Here is an 18086-nt window from a genome sequence, read left to right as displayed (position 1 = left end):
CTGCCCGCAGGTTTCCCCGCGGGCGAGCCTTATCAGATATGACGTAAGGTGCTAAACAGATCGGCCCATTCGCTTTGCTGGCGATAGAAGACCGGCGGTTTGCCGAGCGGGGCATCAACGGTGATGTCACCGCCCTGGCAGGTTTCTCCGGTCCACGCATTGACCCAGGTGTCCTGCGGCAGATAGAGCGACCAGTCGCGGCGTCCCTCTTCATGGACCGGCGCCACCAGCAGATCGCGGCCAAACAGATACTGGTATTTCAGCGTGTAGGCGCGCGCGTCGTCCTCGTAGTGCAGGAAAAGCGGACGCATCACCGGCAGGCCGCTTTTCGCGTTCTGCGCAACCGCAGCTTTGATATACGGCTTCAGGGTGGTGAAGACGGTGGTCATGCGCGCGAAGTGCGCAATGGTTTCCGCGTCGCCGTCGAACTGCCAGTTATCGCCAGGGCGGTTGCCCTCGTGGGTACGCATCATCGGCGTAAAGGCGCTGAAATCACACCAGCGCAGCAGCAGCTCTTTGCTGCGCTTCATCTCGAAGAGCGTCGTATAGCCGCCAATGTCGCTGTGGTGCAGGCCGTGCCCGGTCATCGCCAGCGACAGCGCCGCCGGTACGACGGAAGCCAGACCGTCGTCCAGGCTCCAGTCGACGTTCTGATCCCCCGCCCACATCATCACCGAGTGCTTCTGGCTACCGGTGTAGCCTGCGCGCATGAAGAACAGGATCTCCCCGAGCTTGCCGGTCTCCTCCAGCGCTTCGAAGTTACATTTCGCCCACAGGGCAGGCCAGGCGTTATGCATGATCTCCGCGCTCACGCCGTTGTGCAGGAAGGTATCGGTCGGCAGATATTCCCCGAAATCGGCCATCCAGCCGCCGCAGCCCAGTTCGATCAGGTTCTTTTTAATGACCTCTTTGTACCAGTCGTAGGCTGCCGGGTTGGTCAGGTCGATAACGCCCGCGTAGAACTCGCCGAACTCGACGTGGTAGTCCTTGCCGTCGGCGTTTTTGGTCAGATAGCCGCGTTTCGCGGCCTCTTCGCAGAGATCTTTATCGCTGGCGACGTACGGGTTGATATAGGAGAGGAACTGCACGCCTTCCTCTTTCCACTGCGCAATACGCGCATCAAGCTGCGGATAGAGCGCGCTGTTCCACTTCCAGTTCCACATTACGCGTTTGCCAAAGGAGGTCATGCGGATGCCGGACCAGTCCTGCGCCCAGATGCCGTTCACCTTTACGCCGCCGTTACGCATGGTGTCGAGCTTCTGCTGGCACACCTCGGTGCCGCCCTGGATGCCCAGCGTCACGCCGTCGTACACCCAGTCCGGCAGCTCCGGCTGGCGTCCCAGCAGGCCGGTCAGTTTTTCCAGCAGATCGACGTACGTTTCCGCACATTCGAAGCGCAGCGTGGCGTTATCTTCCCAGAACGCCAGCTCGTGGAAGTCAGGGGCGCTGAAGTCAAAGTTCATGTAGCAGCTGTTATCCACGTGGCAGTAGTACTTCTGGGTGCTCACGAAGGTGGGCTGCGGGAAGAAGGTCCAGTAGTAGTCACCGCCCGCGTTCTCTTTGCAGTCGGCCTGCCAGGTGACGTAGGTCTGCTTATTGCGGCCCACGCCCTGCTCGCTGGTCCACAGCGGGAACGGCTTGCCGCGCAAATCGAAATACGAGAACTGCTCGCCGCAGCCGTAAATATGATCGTCAGGCTGAGCTGCCAGCCGCAACCAGATGCGGTTATGGCCGGGAGCATCATTTTTCAGCTTCAGCTCCAGACGGCCTTCACCATCCACGCCCACCAGCAGCGTCGCGCTCACCGCGTCGCCGCGGGTAAAGCGGATCGCCCAGCCCGCGCTTTGCTGCGTAACGGTCGCGTTCGTCAGGGCAATCTTTTCGTTGAGCTTGTCTTTAATGCTGAAGTTGCCGCGAAACATCTCGATATCCGCCTCACCTGCGCCAATCCACAGGCAAGGGGCATCCGCGGTGTGGGATAAAATCAGACGGTCCTGCCAGCGCAGGGTGAAGCCACTTTCGTTATTTTTCAGGTCAATATTGTGTAGGGTACGCATAAAAACTCCGTCTTAATTATTTGGCCAGGCTATCCAGTAATCCGGCGGCGACGGCAGGCGCTAAGCCCGGCGCCAGCGGCAGGCGGGGGATCACCAGGCAGTGCAGCAGATGGTAAATATCCTGCTTGCCGTCCCAGACTTTGGTGGTCACTTCGTTATTGGTGTCCAGCTCCTGCCACCAGGATCCGTTTTCGTAATCCATCAGATACTTGATGCAGTAATCCCACCATTTCTGATACCAGGCTTCGTACTGCGCCTCGCCGGTCACGGTATAGAGGGCATAGGCCGTGCCCATCGCCTCGACGATTGGCCAGCGCACGCGTTCGCGCACGATTGGCTTGCCGTCCCAGCCCACGGAGTAGACAAAGCCGTCCGCCCCGTCGGGTGCCCAGGCGTCGCGGATGGTGGCGTGGAACAGTCCTTTCGCATCTTCCAGCAGCCACTCCGGCGGGGTTTCAAAGCGCGCTTCCAGGGCGGCGCGCAGGTGCAGCATCAGGCGGCCCCACTCGATCCAGTGCCCCGGCGTGCCGCCATAGGCGCGGAAGCGGTGGGCGGGGTTATCGATGTTATAGTCGCGGATCGGGTTCCAGTTGGTGTCAAAATGCTCGTTAACGCGGTACTCCCCTTTGCGCGCCACGTCGTGAATAATCACCGAGGCGATGCGCAGGGCGCGGTCGAGCCATTTGCGGTCGTGGGTCACGTCATAAACGATGAGGAAAGCTTCCACGGCGTGCATGTTGGCGTTACCGCCGCGATAGTCTTCCGTTTTGCTGAAGGCTTCGTCCCAGGACTCCAGGCACATCTGCTCCTGTTCGCTCCAGAAGTAGCGCTCAATCACCTCGATGGCGTCGTCCAGCAACTTGCGTGCCTGCGGGTGACCCGTGGTCACGGCGCTCGCCGCGCCCAGCAGGACGAAGAAGTGCTGATAGCCCTGCTTGGACGCATCAATGACGCCTTCATCGTTAACGCAGGCGTACCAGCCGCCGTGCTGCTTGTCGCGCAGCGGACCGTTCAGGGCATTAATGCCGTGCTCAACCAGGGCGTACGCGCCGGGGCGCCCCATGTTCGCCGCCACCGCGTATACATGCAGCATGCGGGCGGTGATCCACAGATGTGTGCCCATATCGCTACGCACCTGCCCGTTATTGCCCAGCCAGCCAAAGCCGGTCGGTACGGCGGCGTTTTTACCGAAATCGAGAATGCGGTCGGTCTCTTGTTCGAGCCAGCGGTTATGGCTCAGGGTGTTAAACCATTTCATGTTCGGATCCTTTCTTAACGGCGAGCCATCATTTCGTCGACGATCTCACCCAGACGCTGAAGTTTTGGTACGGAAATATCACGCAGCATCAGCTCGGTGTCCGGCAGGCCAATCACAGAGGACCAGACGGCGCGACCGGCTAAAAAGCCCGATGCCCCCGCCTGCATCGCCACGCTCACCGCGCGCGGGAATAACTTATCGTCAACGCCGGACGAGAGGATCACCCACGGCATGGCGATGTTCTCGTTAAGCTTTTGCGAGGCCGCCAGCAGCTCTTGCTGCGTGCCCTTGCCAAACAGTGGCATCTCCACTTTGTAGAGGTCGGCACCGCTGTCGCCCAGCTCTTTGGCCGCGTCGATAATCGCCTGTTCGCGGTTAAACGCGGCACCGCGACGCGGTGGACGCACCACCGGCTCGATAATGCTCAGCAGACCGTTATCGTGGCACAGCGTATTGAACGCTTTCACCATCTCCAGGCGCTGCTGCGGATCTTCATCGCTGCGCCACAGCACCAGCAGCTTCAGTGCTTTGCCGCCATCGCGCTTGACCGCCTGCGCGTCGACGTTCTTGTCGATCGCCACGCTGTCGACCGGAATACCGTTCCCCGGGATAAATTCGTCGGCGGCCACAATCATCGCGCAGCTTTTGGCCACGGCCTGCTGCTCGACAATCTGGCGATAGCAGAACTGCTGGTCGACAAGGATCGCAGAGGCGTACGGCGACAGAATTTTTGCCGCGTTGACTTTAAAATCCGTCAGGTGCTGGTCGGTTACCGGTACCGGCGCGCCTGCCGCCGCAAACATCAGGCGCATCGCTTCGCGCTGATCCACGGCCAGCATCGCAAAACCGCCGGAAGGTCGGGTGATATCTTTCAGGGTGTACATCGTCATTCCTCAGTCCTTTCGTATCAGTGTGATTTTTTCAGCCCGGCAGATGCGCGAACCTGTTCAAGAATGGCCGTCCAGTCCTCGCGCCCGCGCCCGGCGGCGCGAGCCTGGTTGTAAACTTCGCGGGAGGCCGCGCCCAGCGGCATCGGAACGTGGAGCTGGTTGGCCACGTCGAGGGCGATCCCCAGGTCTTTATGCGCAAGGTCGATCATGAAGGCGGGAGAAAGATCCCCTTTCAGCACCTTGTTCGGCCAGGATGTCGTGAAGTGGCCTTTACCCGCAGGCGTACCGCTCATGACCTTGAGCGCCACGTCAAAGGAGAGGCCAAGCGCTTCGCACAGCACGGCGGCCTCGGCGGAAAGGGCGTTCAGGGCAATGCTCATGTAGTTATTGATAAGCTTCACGCGGATGCCCATGCCTGGCCCGCCGGCGTTAATCAGCTCATTGCCCATCGCCATTAAGACCGGGGTGGCGCGCTCAACCTGCTGGGCCGTGCCGCCTGCCAGCAGGAGCAGCGTGCCGGCGATGGCATGGTCAGAGGTGCGTCCGACGGGCACGTCCATCAGGCTGAAGCCTTGCTCAGCCATGTCGCGTATCAGCGCGTCGGTTTGCAGCGGGTGAATGGTGGACATATCAATGACCAGCGCGTCGCGGGATAATCCTTCGCACACGCCGTGCTCGCCGAACAGGACGCTGCGCACCAGGTCGCCGTTGGGCAGCATGGTGATGACGAACTCGGCATCCGTTGCGGCCTGTGCTGGCGTAGCCGCCGCCCGAGCGCCGCTCTCTACCAGCGCCTGAACCGCCTGCGGGTTCACATCAAAAACGTTAAGCTGGTGGCCCTGTTTCAACAGATTCTTCGCCATGGGCGCGCCCATCTGTCCTAAGCCGATAAATGCGATTGCTGACATGCCTCTCTCCTGTCACATCGTGTCAATTTTTGCGCGTTTTTAGTGTCTGTTTTTGATCGTATTTGTAATTTATAGTCAAAAAATTGACACGGGTCACTTTTTAAACATTTGGTGAAATTAAAATGAAGGCATCAGAAATCGCAGAAGGAATCACCATGACTCGCATCGTTTGTGTCGGCATTACCGTGCTGGATCGCATCTGGTATCTCGATGATTTACCGAAAGAAGGTGGGAAATATGTCGCAAAAGACTATACGGAAGTGGGCGGTGGCCCGGCGGCAACGGCGGCAGTGGCAGCCGCGAAACTGGGCGCGGAAGTGGATTTTATTGGCCGGGTGGGGGACGACGATACCGGCAGACGACTGCTTGCGGAGCTGGAATCCCTGGGGGTGAACACCCGCTATACGCGCATAGTTAAGGGAGCCCGATCGTCGCAATCGGCGGTGCTGGTGGACGCAGGTGGGGAAAGAGTGATTGCCAACTACCCCAGCCCCGATCTCCCTGCGGCGGCAGACTGGCTGCATGAAATCGACTTCTCGCAGTGGGACATTCTCTTAGCCGACGTGCGCTGGCATGACGGGGCAAAACAGGCATTTACCCTGGCCCGCCAGCAGGGCGTACCGACGTTGCTTGATGCGGATGTCACCCCGCAGGACATCGCGGATCTGATTGCCTTAAGCGACCACGCGGCCTTCTCCGCGCCGGGATTGCGGCGTTTAACGCAGCGGGATGAAACCGAAAACGCGCTGAAGAAAGCACAAACGCTCACAAATGGACATGTGTATGTTACGCAGGGGCGAGACGGCTGCTTCTGGCTGGAAAACGGTGCACTGTGTCATCAGCCCGGCTTTGAGGTGAACGTGGTGGATACCACGGGGGCGGGCGACGTGTTCCACGGTGCGCTGGCGGTCAGTCTGGGGCAACAATCGTCCACTTCAGACGCCGTGCGTTTTGCCAGCGCCGTCGCAGCACTGAAATGCACAAAGCCCGGTGGACGCGCGGGTATACCCGACTGTGATCAAACCCGCTCTTTTTTGTCACTTTTTGTATAAAATGCGGGGCGTGATGGTTTTCAGAGGACAGCCCATGAGCCTTACCGAACTGACCGGCAACCCGCGTCACGATCAGCTGCTGACGCTGATTGCCGATCGCGGCTATATGAACATTGATGAACTGGCGCAGCTGCTGGATGTGTCGACGCAAACCGTGCGCCGGGATATCCGTAAGCTCAGCGAGCAGGGGCTGATCACCCGTCATCACGGCGGCGCGGGCAGGGCATCCAGCGTGGTCAACACGGCGTTCGAACAGCGTGAAGTCTCGCTTACCGAAGAGAAACGGGCGATTGCCGAAGCGATTGCGGACTATATTCCCGACGGTTCGACCATTTTTATCACCATCGGGACGACCGTGGAGCACGTTGCCCGGGCGCTGCTTAACCATAATCATCTGCGCATCATCACTAACAGCCTGCGGGTGGCGCACATTCTTTATAAGAATCCGCGCTTTGAGGTGATGGTGCCCGGCGGTACGCTGCGCCCGCATAACGGCGGCATTATCGGTCCTGCGGCAACGGCGTTCGTGTCAGGATTTCGCGCAGATTACCTGGTCACCAGCGTCGGGGCGATAGAGCACGACGGCGCGATGATGGAATTTGACGTTAACGAAGCCAGCGTGGTGAAAACCATGATCGCTCACTCCCGCCACATTTTACTGGCGGCCGATCATACGAAATACCACGCCTCCGCGGCGGTTGAAATTGGCAACGTGGCGCAGGCGACGGCGCTGTTCACCGATGAGCTGCCCGGCCCGGCGCTGCAAAATCACCTCAAATCCAGCAAGGTTGAGGTTGTCGAAGTCAATTCCGGAGAAGAGCAGCAGGCTGGCTGATCATCCTATGGCCCGATATTGCGATTCGGGCCTTTCCTTTCTCTAAGCTGAATCTGGCGCATAGCTAAAGTTTCTCTTTCCCGCTACAGTTACTTCTCCACGGCGAAAGGAGATAAACATGCTTTATATCTTTGACTTAGGAAATGTAATCGTCGATATCGATTTTAACCGGGTGTTGGGCGCATGGAGCGATTTTAGCCGTGTTCCGCTGGCGACGTTAAAGCAGAATTTCGCGATGGGTGAGACTTTCCATCTGCACGAGCGAGGTGAGATCAGCGACGAAGCGTTCGCAGAGCGTTTCTGCCAGGAAATGGGTCTTTCGTTAAGCTACGAGCAGTTTTCCCACGGCTGGCAGGCCATATTTGTCGCGATCCGCCCGGAAGTGATCGACATCATGCACAAGCTGCGCGAGCAGGGGCATCGTGTTGTCGTGCTGTCTAATACTAACCGCCTGCATACCACCTTCTGGCCGGATGAATACCCGGAAATTCACGCGGCGGCAGATAAAGTGTATCTCTCCCAGGAGATGGGGATGCGTAAACCTGAGGCGCGCATCTATCAGGCAGTATTGCAGGAAGAAGGATTCACGGCAGCGGATGCGGTCTTTTTTGACGACAACGCCGATAATATAGAAGGGGCTAATCAGTTAGGTATCACCTCCATTCTGGTGACCGGAAAAGAGACGATACCGAACTACTTTGCGAAGCAGTTATGCTAAAAACCGTTCATCAAAAAGCCAATCACCACACGCGCCCGCTGAGGGCGTGGTTGAAACTCCTCTGGCATCGCATTGATGAGGACAACATGACCACGCTGGCGGGCAATCTCGCTTACGTGTCGTTGCTCTCGCTGGTGCCGCTGGTGGCGGTGATTTTTGCGCTTTTTTCGGCATTTCCAATGTTTGCCGATGTGAGCATGCAGCTTCGCCATTTTGTTTTCGCAAACTTTATTCCTGCCACCGGCGATGTGATCCAGAACTACATTGAGCAGTTTGTCGCAAACTCCAGCAAGATGACGGCGGTGGGGGCGTGTGGGCTTATTGTTACCGCGCTGCTGCTGATGTACTCCATCGACAGTGCGCTCAACACCATCTGGCGGAGCAAAAAAGTCCGCCCGAAGGTTTACTCCTTTGCCGTCTACTGGATGATTTTAACCCTTGGCCCATTGCTGGCGGGGGCAAGCCTGGCGATCAGCTCCTACCTTCTTTCGCTGCGCTGGGCGACCGACTTAAACAGCGTGATCGATAACGTGCTGCGTATCTTCCCGCTGATTTTATCGTGGCTTTCGTTCTGGCTGCTCTACAGCGTGGTACCAACCACGCGCGTACCCAACCGGGATGCCGTGGTGGGTGCTCTGGTCGCGGCGTTGCTCTTTGAGCTGGGCAAGAAAGGATTCGCGCTTTATATCACCATGTTCCCCTCTTATCAGCTGATTTACGGTGTGCTGGCGGTGATCCCCATTTTGTTTGTCTGGGTCTACTGGACGTGGTGTATCGTCTTGCTTGGCGCCGAAATAACTGTCACTCTCGGGGTCTACCGCGAACTCAAAAAAGCAGCAGAAGCTGAAAAACAACAAGAAGCAGACCAACCATGATTGCATTGATTCAGCGCGTAACCCGTGCCAGCGTCACCGTGGCGGATGAGGTGACGGGTGAAATTGGCCCAGGACTTTTGGTGCTCCTGGGTGTCGAAAAAGATGACGACGAACAAAAAGCTAACCGCTTATGTGAGCGCGTGCTGGGCTACCGCATTTTCAGCGATGCGGAAGGCAAGATGAACCTGAACGTTCAGCAGGCGGGCGGCAGCGTGCTGGTGGTTTCCCAGTTTACGTTGGCTGCGGATACCGAACGCGGCATGCGGCCGAGTTTTTCGAAGGGCGCGGCACCGGATCGCGCAGAAGCCCTATACGAGTACTTTGTTGAGCGCTGTCGCCAACAGGACATGAATACACAAACCGGACGATTCGCTGCGGATATGCAGGTTTCGCTGGTGAACGATGGCCCCGTCACATTCTGGCTCCAGGTATGAGCCAACTGGCGGTATGGCCGCGGGTAACAAGAGAGAGTACAGCTATGTATCACCTTCGAGTACCGCAAACGGAAGAAGAATTAGACGCTTATTACCATTTCCGCTGGGAAATGCTGCGCAAACCACTGCATCAACCGAAAGGCTCTGAACGCGACGCCTGGGACGCGATGGCGCACCACCAGATGGTGGTTGATGAAGAGGGCAACCTCGTTGCCGTGGGACGTCTGTACATCAATGCCGACAACGAAGCTTCAATCCGCTTTATGGCCGTTCATCCCTCCGTGCAGGACAAAGGCCTTGGAACGCTGATGGCAATGACGCTGGAATCCGTTGCCCGTCAGGAAGGGGTCAAGCGCGTCACCTGTAGCGCCCGCGAAGATGCCGTTGAGTTCTTTGCCAAGCTTGGTTTCGTGAATCAGGGGGAAATCACCGCCCCGCAAACTACGCCGATTCGTCACTTTTTGATGATCAAACCCATCGCCACGCTGGACGATATTCTCCATCGCGCCGACTGGTGCGGGCAGCTCCAGCAGGCGTGGTATCAGCACATACCGCTCAGTGAAAAAATGGGCGTGCGTATTCAGCAGTATACCGGACAAAAATTTATCACCACCATGCCGGAAACCGGCAACCAGAACCCGCACCATACCCTGTTTGCCGGCAGCCTGTTTTCACTCGCCACGCTCACCGGATGGGGACTGATCTGGCTGATGCTGCGCGAACGTCATCTCGGCGGCACCATTATTCTGGCCGATGCCCATATCCGCTACAGCGCGCCGATCAGCGGCAAGCCGAGCGCGGTAGCTGACCTGGGCGCACTGGGCGGCGATCTCGACCGTCTGGCGCGTGGACGTAAAGCACGCGTACAGATGCAGGTTGAGCTGTTCGGCGATGAAACGCCAGGCGCGGTGTTTGAAGGCACCTATATCGTTCTGCCTGCGAAGCCGTATGGCGCGTATGAAGAGGGTGGGAACGAGGAGGAGTAGTCTCCTTCTCACTCTCGCCCGGCATGGTTAATGCGCCAGGCAATATCTCGCATAATGTCTCGCGCTGACTGGCTAATTCCACCCAACTGGAAGAAGCCGTGAATTACACCCCGCCATTGTTGAGCGGTACACTTCACGCCTTGCGCCGTGAGGCGCTGATAAAGCGCCTCGCCTTCGTCACGTAACGGATCATACTCAGCGGTAACAATATGGACCTTCGGCAGACCGCTAAAGTCGTTGCGCCACAGTGGACTGACTTCAGGATGCTGACGGTCGGCTCCAGCCAGATACATTTCATAGCCGCTCAAAAGGGTATCGCGAGTAATCACGTAATCCATGCCATTGAGGGTATAGCTTTCAAGACTGGCCGTAGCGTCGAGCATGGGATAGATAAGAATGAGCTGCGCGGGATCCCAGAGCCCTTTTGCCTTAAGCCGCAATGACGTTACCAGCGCCAAATGCCCTCCTGCGCTGTCTCCACAGAGGGTGAGTCGGTTCTTATCCACGCCTAATTCGTCTGCATACTGCCAGACCAGATTCGCACCTCTTTCAGCATCGTCATGTGCGGCGGGGAAGGTATGCTCCGGCGCCAGTCTGTACTGAATCGCAATCACCCGGCAATTGCCGTAGTAGGCTAACTGACGGAGCTGGTTGTCATGGGTATCAAAGCCGCCGCTGATAAAACATCCGCCGTGGTAGTAGATGGCAGCAGGCAATATTTCAGGCGCATTGAGAGGTGAAAATACCCGAATGGTAAGACCCTCAAGAACAAGCGTCTCCAGCTGAACGCGCGTTTCGGTCTTCCCGGCAAGCTCCGTGCTGGCAATATAGCCTGCTCGTCGTACCTCAATTGTCTGGCGACGCGATGAGGGGCGACCTGCAGCGATAAATCCTTGAACCAGCCGTTCAATACCCTTTTCCAGTGCCATGAAAACACCTTTTAACTGTATGAATGTACAGCTTTATAGCCTGGTTTGATTCAAAAGAAAACAAGAATATTATTGAGGGGAAAAGTCTTGAAAGCTGCTCGCAAAGGCGAGAGCTTTTTTATTATCTGCTTTCGTCACAGACATAAAGTGCGGATGTTGCCTGAGATTTGCCGTGGAAGCGATGCTAAAGCGATAACGCGTCTTTAGACGGATCCTGGACTACGGGCTGAAGAGCATCTGGCATATAAGACGGCAGGTATTGCTGTCGAGGTGTAGGCCGGGCAAGCTCGCGCCGCCCGGCACTGTCACAGGAGATTACTCCCCTTCACCCGGGAACAGGAACGGGTTGATAGAGCTGCGGGCAAAGCCCTCCTGCTCCATTTTGGCATCCAGAATCAGCGAGGCGAGATCGTCGGCCACCGCTTCGACTTTCGGGTCTTTTTCCTGATACAGAATCTTCAGGTAAGTCCCGCAGTCGCCGCAGCTTTCGGCTTTCACCGCTGCGTCTTCGTTTTCCAGCGACCAGTAGTTCAGATCGCGGGTCTGCTCGCAGTTGCTGCACTTCACGCGCACCACGTGCCACTCGGTTTCACACAGGTTGCAGTGCAGGTAGCGCAGCCCCTGTGTCGTACCAATCTGTACCATGCTGGAGACCGGCATTGAACCACACACCGGACAGAACTGGCGCGCTTCGCCGTATTCGGCGCGGGCTTTGCCTGGGATCAGGCTCGCCATTTGCGCCCAGTAGAGCGACAGCGCAGCCCAGATGAACGGCGCTTTATCGCTGCTCACCAGCGAGAAGTCGGAAGCAAACAGCGCGCTCGCCATCTCTTCCAGCTCTTGCTCTGAGGCTTTTTCCAGGTTCTCAATGACCGCCAGCGCCGTGCCGCTCATCTCGGGCTTCAGCTCGGCAATCAGCGAATGCAGCAGCTTATGCCAGTGCTTGTCGCGCGGCAGGACGTGAATATCCAGCGGCGGTTTGCCCTGCTCGTTGGCTTCTTTGATGCGTGCGGTCAGGTCCATTTGCAGCGGATGGTCGTACAGCACCACTTCCTGCGCATGGGCGACCAGCGCGGCAAAACGCAGAAAATCGCCCAGCGGGTTGTTCTCTGCCAGCTCGCGCAGACGCTCTGCGCGGCGGTTGTAGAGGTTCTTGAGTCTGGGGAATAACAACGGCGGAATATACTCCGCCGTACGTTTCTCGCTCGACCCCAGCTCATCTTGCGGGATTATGCGAATACTCATTCAGATGACTTTTCCTGTTTCTGGCGGACTTCACGGTACCAGCGCGGGTGATGTTTCTTCGCCCACGTTTTGGTGACCCAGCCTTCCACCATCGCGGTAATGGTGCCTTTCACCCAGAGGGCGGCGTAAATATGCACCATGATAACCACAATTAACGCCACTGCGGCAAATGAATGCAGCATTAGCGCAAATCGGATCACCGGGATTGAGAAAGCAGGCGCAAAGTACGGACGCCAGATGATCACGCCGCTCACCAGCAACAGGACCAGGAAGATAATCGCCGCCCAGAATACGCATTTCTGGCCGAAGTTATAACGCCCGGTATCACCCACTTCCTCGTTGACGACGATCTTACGAATATTCTTCGCCCAAAAGATATCATCCCGATTGATTAGGTTATGGTGCCAGTAACGGAAAAACATGATGATGAACGACGCGAACATGATGACGCCCACAAACGGGTGCAGTATACGCGCCAGCTGTGGTGTCCCCATGATCTGCATCAGCCAGTTGAAGGACGGGAAGAAGAACCCCAGCCCGCTTATCGCCGCCAGCATGAAGCAGAAGGCGGTGACCCAGTGGTTGATACGTTCCGGCGCGGTGTAGCGCACGATGGTGTCACGTTTTCTCATTTGCGCACCTCGTCTTTCTCTTCATGCAGGTTGTCGTCTTCCTCTTCCGCGCGGTTCGGACCAACGCCGACGTAGTGGAAGATGCTCGCTGCGAAGGTGGCAGCAAAACCGACCGCGGCCAGCGGTTTCCAGATACCTTTCCAGAACTTCACGGTGGCGCTGATTTCCGGGTTCTCCGGCAGGCCGTGATACAGGTTCGGCTTGTCGGCGTGGTGCAGCACGTACATGACGTGCGTACCGCCAACCCCGGCCGGATCGTACAGGCCCGCGTTATCGTAACCACGGGTTTTCAGCTCGCCCACGCGCTCTGCCGCCAGCGTTTTCATATCCTCTTTGGAGCCAAAGTGGATAGCGCCGGTTGGGCAGGTCTTCACGCACGCTGGCTCCTGGCCGACATTTACGCGGTCAACGCACAGCGTACATTTGTAGACGCGGTTGTCTTCCGGGTTCATGCGCGGCACGTCGAACGGACAGCCCGCAATGCAGTAGCCGCAGCCAATGCACTGCTCGGACTGGAAGTCGACGATGCCGTTGGCATACTGAATGATAGCCCCTTCTGACGGACACGCCTTCAGGCAGCCCGGATCCGCACAGTGCATACAGCCGTCTTTGCGAATAAGCCATTCCAGCTTGTCGTTCTGCTCCACTTCCGAGAAACGCATTACCGTCCAGGACTTGGCGGTCAGGTCCGCCGGGTTGTCGTACACCCCGACGTTGTGACCCACTTCGTCACGGATGTCGTTCCACTCAGAGCAGGCCACCTGACAGGCTTTACAGCCGATACAGGTGGTCACGTCGATAAGCTTCGCCACTTCCTGCTGGTGGTCCCGCGCCTGAGGCGCGGGCGTGAAACCGTTAGTCGCGGAACGACGGATAATGTCTTGAGATTGATAAGCCATAAGTCGTCTCCGTTACACCTTTTCCACGTTCACGAGGAAGGCCTTAAACTCCGGCGTCTGCGTGTTCGCATCACCGACGAACGGCGTCAGGGTGTTCGCAATGAACCCTTTCTTCGCCACGCCCTCATAACCCCAGTGAATCGGGATGCCGATGGTATCCACCTGCTGACCGTGAACGTTCAGCGTGCGAATACGCTTGGTCACCACCGCCTTGGCTTTGATGTAGCCGCGGTTAGAGGAGACCTTCACGGTATCGCCATGGGCAATGCCGAGTTTGTTCGCCAGCTTCTCGCCGATCTCCACAAACTGTTCCGGCTGCGCGATGGCATTCAGCAGCGCGTGCTTGGTCCAGTAGTGGAAGTGCTCGGTCAGACGGTAAGTGGTGCCGACATACGGGAACTTGTCCTTTTTACCCAGCGCTTCAAAATCGCTCTTGAAGATACGGGCTGCCGGGTTAGAGACCACGTTCGGGTGCAGCGGGTTAGTACCCAGCGGCGTCTCAAACGGCTCGTAGTGTTCCGGGAATGGCCCTTCCGCCATCTTATCGATAGCAAACAGACGGCCCATCCCTTCAGGCTGCATGATAAACGGCCCGACATCGCTGCCTGGTGCGGCAGTGCTGTAGTCCGGAATATCCACGCCGCCCCATTTCGCGCCGTCCCACTTCAGAAGCTGACGCTTCGGATCCCACGGGTTGCCCTGCGGATCAGCGGAGGCACGGTTATAGAGGATGCGGCGGTTAAGCGGCCACGCCCATGCCCAGCCCAGCGTATTACCGAGGCCCGACGGGTCGGCGTTATCGCGGTTGGCCATCTGGTTGCCTTTCGGCGTCCAGCTCCCGGCAAAGATCCAGCAGCCGCTGGAGGTCGTACCGTCATCGCGCAGGTGCGCAAAGGTGCTGAGCTGATCGCCTTTCTTCGCCAGCACCGCACCGGTCGCCGGGTCGATAACGTCCGCCAGCGCCTTACCGTTGCTCTCCATGGCCACTTCTTCCGGCGCTGGGTTTTCCGGCGTCGAGTAGTTCCAGGTCATGTTCAGTACCGGCTCAGGCGTTGCGCCGCCCTCAGAGGCGTACATCTTACGCAGGCGTAAGAAGATGCCGGCCAGGATCTCGCCGTCATTCAGGGCGATGCCCGGGGCGTCTGCGCCTTTCCAGTGCCACTGCAACCAGCGGCCGGAGTTGACGATAGACCCGTTCTCTTCCGCGAAGCAGGTGGACGGCAGACGGAACACTTCGGTCTGAATCTTCGACGGATCGACGTCGTTCGACTCACCGTGGTTCTGCCAGAACGTAGACGTTTCGGTATTGAGCGGGTCAATCGTCACCAGGAACTTCAGCTTCGACAGAGACTCGACAACCTTGTTCTTGTTCGGGAACGATGCCACCGGGTTAAAGCCCTGGCAGATATAGCCGTTGACCTGGCCCTGGTGCATCATTTCGAAGTACTGAAGTACGTCGTAACCTTTGTCCCACTTCGGCAGCCAGTCAAAGCCCCAGCTGTTTTCCGCCGTCGCCTTGTCGCCGTAGAAGGCTTTCATCAGCGAGACGAAGAACTTCGGATAGTTGCCCCAGTAGTTCACCTGGCCTTCGAGCAGCGGTTTTGGCGTGCTGGCCGTCAGGTAGGTTTGCAGGTCAGTCTGTTTCTCGCTCGGCAGGTTCATGTAACCCGTCAGGCTCTGAGACAGCAGGCCGAGGTCGGTCAGACCCTGAATGTTGGAGTGACCGCGCAGGGCGTTCACGCCGCCGCCTGCCATCCCCATGTTGCCGAGGAGCAGCTGAACCATCGCCATGGTGCGGATGTTCTGCGCGCCGATGGAGTGCTGCGTCCAGCCGAGCGCATACAGGAACGACGCGGTTTTATCTTTCGCGCTGGTTTCCGCAATCAACTCGCACACCTTCAGGAAATCCGCTTTCGGCGTCCCACAGATGTTTTCGACAACCTCCGGCGTGTAGCGGGAAACGTGCTCTTTCAGCAGGTTCCACACGCAGCGCGGGTGTTGCAGGGTGGTGTCGCGCTTCGCAAAGCCGTTTTCGTCCAGCTCGTAGTTCCAGCTGGTTTTGTCGTACTTGCGTTTTTCGGCGTCGTAACCGCTGAACAGGCCATCTTCGAAGTGGTAATCCTCACGCACGATCAGGCTGGCGTTGGTATAGGCTTCGGTGTACTCGCGGTTATATTTTTCGTTGGTCATCAGGTACAGCAGTACGCCTGACAGGAAAGTGATGTCAGTACCTGAACGAATAGGGGTGTAGAAATCCGCCACTGACGCTGTACGCGTAAAGCGGGGATCGATCACAATCAGCTTCGCGCCGTTGTGGATTTTGGCTTCCATCGCCCAGCGGAACCCGACAGGGTGCGCTTCAGCGGCGTTACCGCCCATCACCACAATAAGGTTGGCGTTCTTGATGTCGACCCAGTGGTTGGTCATCGCACCGCGACCAAATGTTGGAGCAAGACTTGCTACCGTTGGTCCGTGTCAGACACGCGCCTGGTTGTCGACCGCGAGCATACCGAGTGCGCGCGTAAATTTCTGGGTTAAATAGCCGGTTTCGTTACTGGACGCTGAAGCACACAGCATGCCGGTGGAGAGCCAACGGTTAACGGTGGTGCCTTCGGCATTCTTCGCGATAAAGTTGGCATCGCGGTCTTCTTTCATCAGCTTAGCGATGCGATCGAACGCTTCTTCCCAGCTGATTTGCTGCCATTTGTCAGAGCCGGGAGCGCGATACTCAGGAAACTTCAGGCGGCTTTCGGAGTGGATAAAATCTACCAGACCGGCCCCTTTCGGACAGAGTGCACCACGGTTTACCGGGTGATCCGGATCGCCTTCGATGTGGAAAATAGATGCTTTGGCGTTTTTCGCACCGTCGCCGAGGCTATACATTAACAGCCCACAGCCGACGGAGCAGTACGTACAGGTGTTACGGGTTTCGCGGGTGCGCAGCAGTTTATACTGCCGTGTTTCCGCCAGCGCTACACCGGGCGCAAAGCCCAGTGCCGCCGCCGTGGTGCCTGCCATACCGCCAGCGCAGATCTTAAAGAACTGCCTTCTGCTGACCTGCATGGGTCACTCCTTGGTTCATTACGACATTGCTATGTAGTTTTACTCTGCGGTTGAGAATTAACCGCAAAGGAGAAAAATTTGCGTTAATCCCTCATTTCTCCGAGGGATAAGCCCAGAATACCACAATGTCGGTACGCCTGTTCCAACGGGGTTAAAACAAAGTGAACGTATTATCACGGCATTGATTATAAAATGTGATATCAATCACATTTTACCCTGTGCATGTTAAAGAGGTGTAGCAGGTGATCGGTTGCACCCCTCCGTATTGAGTAGGAGAATGGTTGCTGAAAAGTTGATCCATACTATGCGTAAGGCCTGCCGTTTGTGTTGCAATAGCAGGCTCACTTCCGTGGTTGTTCAGGAATACCGTTGTGTCTAAACAAAACCGTGTTGCCCACGCGTCGCCACTGCCTGCGGGTATTGTGGAACTGTCGGTACACAGACCGCCTCACATTTCACATGCCACGCCGGATTTTCTGGCGGAAGAGGTCCCCGTTGCCCTGGTTTACAACGGTATTTCGCATGTGGTGATGATGGCCTCGCCGAAAGATCTGGAGCTGTTCGCCATAGGTTTTTCCCTCTCGGAAGGCATCATTGCGCATCCGCAGGAGATCTACGGCATGGATGTGGTTCATGCCTGTAATGGTCTTGAAGTGCAAATCGAACTCTCCAGCCGCCGCTTTATGGGGCTGAAAGAGCGCCGCCGGGCGCTGGCCGGACGTACCGGCTGCGGCGTGTGCGGCGTTGAACAGCTTAACGATATCGGCAAACCCATTATCCCGCTGCCGTTCACCCAGACGTTCAATCTGGCGCACCTTGATCGGGCGCTTGAGCACCTGAACGACGTGCAACCCATCGGTCAGCTCAGCGGCTGTACCCACGCGGCGGCATGGATATTGCCGTCAGGCAACATTGCCGGCGGTCATGAAGATGTGGGCCGCCACGTCGCGCTGGATAAGCTGTTAGGTCGCCGCGCTCGGGAAAGCAACGTCTGGCAGCAGGGCGCGGCGTTAGTCTCCAGCCGCGCCAGCTATGAGATGGTGCAAAAGTCCGCCATGTGCGGCGTGGAAATTCTGTTTGCGGTGTCAGCGGCAACCACGCTGGCGGTGGAAGTGGCGGAGCGCTGCAACCTGACGCTGGTGGGGTTCTGCAAGCCGGGTAGAGCAACTATTTACACCCATCCGCAGCGATTGATAGTTGATCAGTAATTTTGAATGAGTATAGCAAATCCTTCCGCTTTTAGTTGTTCATGATGAGGTCTAATATTTATCTCATCAAGGCACGGCGCCTTATCTAAACAACTTA

At 57.3% G+C, this 18086-nt stretch carries 16 protein-coding genes; 7 read left to right on the top strand and 9 right to left on the bottom strand.

Translation table 11 applies throughout. The features are described from left to right. Nucleotides 1-32 precede the first annotated feature (32 nt). From SK47_RS21235 to yihU, 4 genes are read right to left on the bottom strand one after another with little or no spacing between them, the layout of a single operon-like run. Entirely contained in the window at nt 33-2057 is a 2025-nt protein-coding gene (locus SK47_RS21235) for an alpha-glucosidase (protein WP_048209948.1), read from the bottom strand. Between the two features lie 16 nt (nt 2058-2073). Next, on the bottom strand, nt 2074-3315 hold the full coding sequence (gene yihS, locus SK47_RS21230; RefSeq protein ID WP_022649846.1) for a sulfoquinovose isomerase: 1242 nt from the start codon (nt 3313-3315) through the stop codon (nt 2074-2076). A 14-nt stretch (nt 3316-3329) separates the two neighbouring features. Then, complete coding sequence (gene yihT / locus SK47_RS21225; protein ID WP_003861939.1) at nt 3330-4205, bottom strand: sulfofructosephosphate aldolase; 876 nt, start codon at nt 4203-4205, stop codon at nt 3330-3332. A 17-nt stretch (nt 4206-4222) separates the two neighbouring features. Continuing rightward, nucleotides 4223-5113 carry a sulfolactaldehyde 3-reductase gene (gene yihU / locus SK47_RS21220; RefSeq protein ID WP_023323900.1) on the bottom strand — a complete coding sequence of 297 codons (891 nt, stop codon included), beginning with the start codon at nt 5111-5113 and terminating at the stop codon, nt 4223-4225. Nucleotides 5114-5268: 155 nt separating this feature from the next. Here yihU and SK47_RS21215 point away from each other — a divergent pair, with 155 nt between their 5' ends. From SK47_RS21215 to fabY, 6 genes are all read left to right on the top strand, one after another. After that, entirely contained in the window at nt 5269-6165 is an 897-nt protein-coding gene (locus SK47_RS21215; protein WP_048245121.1) for a sugar kinase, read from the top strand. Nucleotides 6166-6199: 34 nt separating this feature from the next. Beyond that, nucleotides 6200-7000 carry a DeoR/GlpR family DNA-binding transcription regulator gene (locus SK47_RS21210; RefSeq protein ID WP_003861944.1) on the top strand — a complete coding sequence of 267 codons (801 nt, stop codon included), beginning with the start codon at nt 6200-6202 and terminating at the stop codon, nt 6998-7000. Nucleotides 7001-7118: 118 nt separating this feature from the next. Next, complete coding sequence (gene yihX / locus SK47_RS21205; RefSeq protein ID WP_003861947.1) at nt 7119-7718, top strand: glucose-1-phosphatase; 600 nt, start codon at nt 7119-7121, stop codon at nt 7716-7718. Beyond that, nucleotides 7712-8593, top strand: a complete 882-nt coding sequence (locus tag SK47_RS21200; RefSeq protein ID WP_003861949.1) for a virulence factor BrkB family protein — start codon at nt 7712-7714, stop codon at nt 8591-8593. Before yihX ends, SK47_RS21200 begins: the two co-directional genes overlap by 7 nt. After that, entirely contained in the window at nt 8590-9027 is a 438-nt protein-coding gene (gene dtd / locus SK47_RS21195) for a D-aminoacyl-tRNA deacylase (RefSeq protein WP_015569909.1), read from the top strand. Before SK47_RS21200 ends, dtd begins: the two co-directional genes overlap by 4 nt. Nucleotides 9028-9071: 44 nt before the next feature. Then, entirely contained in the window at nt 9072-10013 is a 942-nt protein-coding gene (gene fabY, locus SK47_RS21190) for a fatty acid biosynthesis protein FabY (RefSeq protein WP_015569910.1), read from the top strand. 8 nt (nt 10014-10021) lie between these two features. On the opposite strand, the gene SK47_RS21185 is transcribed toward fabY, so the two are convergent. The 5 genes from SK47_RS21185 to fdnG form a co-directional block, all read right to left on the bottom strand. Beyond that, entirely contained in the window at nt 10022-10942 is a 921-nt protein-coding gene (locus SK47_RS21185) for an alpha/beta hydrolase (protein WP_003861954.1), read from the bottom strand. A 315-nt stretch (nt 10943-11257) separates the two neighbouring features. After that, the gene (gene fdhE / locus SK47_RS21180; protein WP_023323896.1) at nt 11258-12187 is read right to left on the bottom strand and encodes a formate dehydrogenase accessory protein FdhE; all 930 of its coding nucleotides are present in this window, start codon (nt 12185-12187) and stop codon (nt 11258-11260) included. After that, nucleotides 12184-12819 (bottom strand): formate dehydrogenase cytochrome b556 subunit, encoded by a 636-nt coding sequence (gene fdoI, locus SK47_RS21175; protein ID WP_003861958.1) that lies wholly within the window; start codon nt 12817-12819, stop codon nt 12184-12186. Before fdoI ends, fdhE begins: the two co-directional genes overlap by 4 nt. Then, nucleotides 12816-13718: a formate dehydrogenase subunit beta gene (fdxH, locus tag SK47_RS21170; protein ID WP_003861960.1), complete on the bottom strand. Its 903-nt coding sequence runs from the start codon at nt 13716-13718 to the stop codon at nt 12816-12818. The genes fdoI and fdxH overlap by 4 nt, the downstream gene beginning before the upstream one ends. Nucleotides 13719-13730: 12 nt before the next feature. Then, a complete protein-coding gene (gene fdnG, locus SK47_RS21165; protein WP_086527948.1) occupies nt 13731-16781 on the bottom strand; it encodes a formate dehydrogenase-N subunit alpha in 3051 nt (1016 codons plus the stop codon). Between the two features lie 371 nt (nt 16782-17152). On the opposite strand from fdnG, the gene fdhD reads away from it, so the two are divergent. Then, nucleotides 17153-17989 (top strand): formate dehydrogenase accessory sulfurtransferase FdhD, encoded by an 837-nt coding sequence (gene fdhD / locus SK47_RS21155; protein WP_003861964.1) that lies wholly within the window; start codon nt 17153-17155, stop codon nt 17987-17989. Nucleotides 17990-18086 lie beyond the last annotated feature (97 nt).

This window comes from Enterobacter sp. BWH52, assembly GCF_001037565.1.
GTDB classification, from domain to species: domain Bacteria; phylum Pseudomonadota; class Gammaproteobacteria; order Enterobacterales; family Enterobacteriaceae; genus Enterobacter; species Enterobacter hormaechei_C.
This window is presented reverse-complemented; position numbering and strand designations above follow the sequence as displayed.

Coding starts and splice junctions, on each gene's coding strand:
- SK47_RS21235 (WP_048209948.1), bottom strand. CDS start 2,057: ATGCGTACCCTACACAATATTGACCTGAAAAATAACGAAAGTGGCTTC.
- yihS (WP_022649846.1), bottom strand. CDS start 3,315: ATGAAATGGTTTAACACCCTGAGCCATAACCGCTGGCTCGAACAAGAG.
- fdoI (WP_003861958.1), bottom strand. CDS start 12,819: ATGAGAAAACGTGACACCATCGTGCGCTACACCGCGCCGGAACGTATC.
- fdhE (WP_023323896.1), bottom strand. CDS start 12,187: ATGAGTATTCGCATAATCCCGCAAGATGAGCTGGGGTCGAGCGAGAAA.
- yihU (WP_023323900.1), bottom strand. CDS start 5,113: ATGTCAGCAATCGCATTTATCGGCTTAGGACAGATGGGCGCGCCCATG.
- SK47_RS21210 (WP_003861944.1), top strand. CDS start 6,200: ATGAGCCTTACCGAACTGACCGGCAACCCGCGTCACGATCAGCTGCTG.
- SK47_RS21200 (WP_003861949.1), top strand. CDS start 7,712: ATGCTAAAAACCGTTCATCAAAAAGCCAATCACCACACGCGCCCGCTG.
- dtd (WP_015569909.1), top strand. CDS start 8,590: ATGATTGCATTGATTCAGCGCGTAACCCGTGCCAGCGTCACCGTGGCG.
- yihX (WP_003861947.1), top strand. CDS start 7,119: ATGCTTTATATCTTTGACTTAGGAAATGTAATCGTCGATATCGATTTT.
- yihT (WP_003861939.1), bottom strand. CDS start 4,205: ATGACGATGTACACCCTGAAAGATATCACCCGACCTTCCGGCGGTTTT.
- SK47_RS21215 (WP_048245121.1), top strand. CDS start 5,269: ATGACTCGCATCGTTTGTGTCGGCATTACCGTGCTGGATCGCATCTGG.
- fabY (WP_015569910.1), top strand. CDS start 9,072: ATGTATCACCTTCGAGTACCGCAAACGGAAGAAGAATTAGACGCTTAT.
- SK47_RS21185 (WP_003861954.1), bottom strand. CDS start 10,942: ATGGCACTGGAAAAGGGTATTGAACGGCTGGTTCAAGGATTTATCGCT.
- fdxH (WP_003861960.1), bottom strand. CDS start 13,718: ATGGCTTATCAATCTCAAGACATTATCCGTCGTTCCGCGACTAACGGT.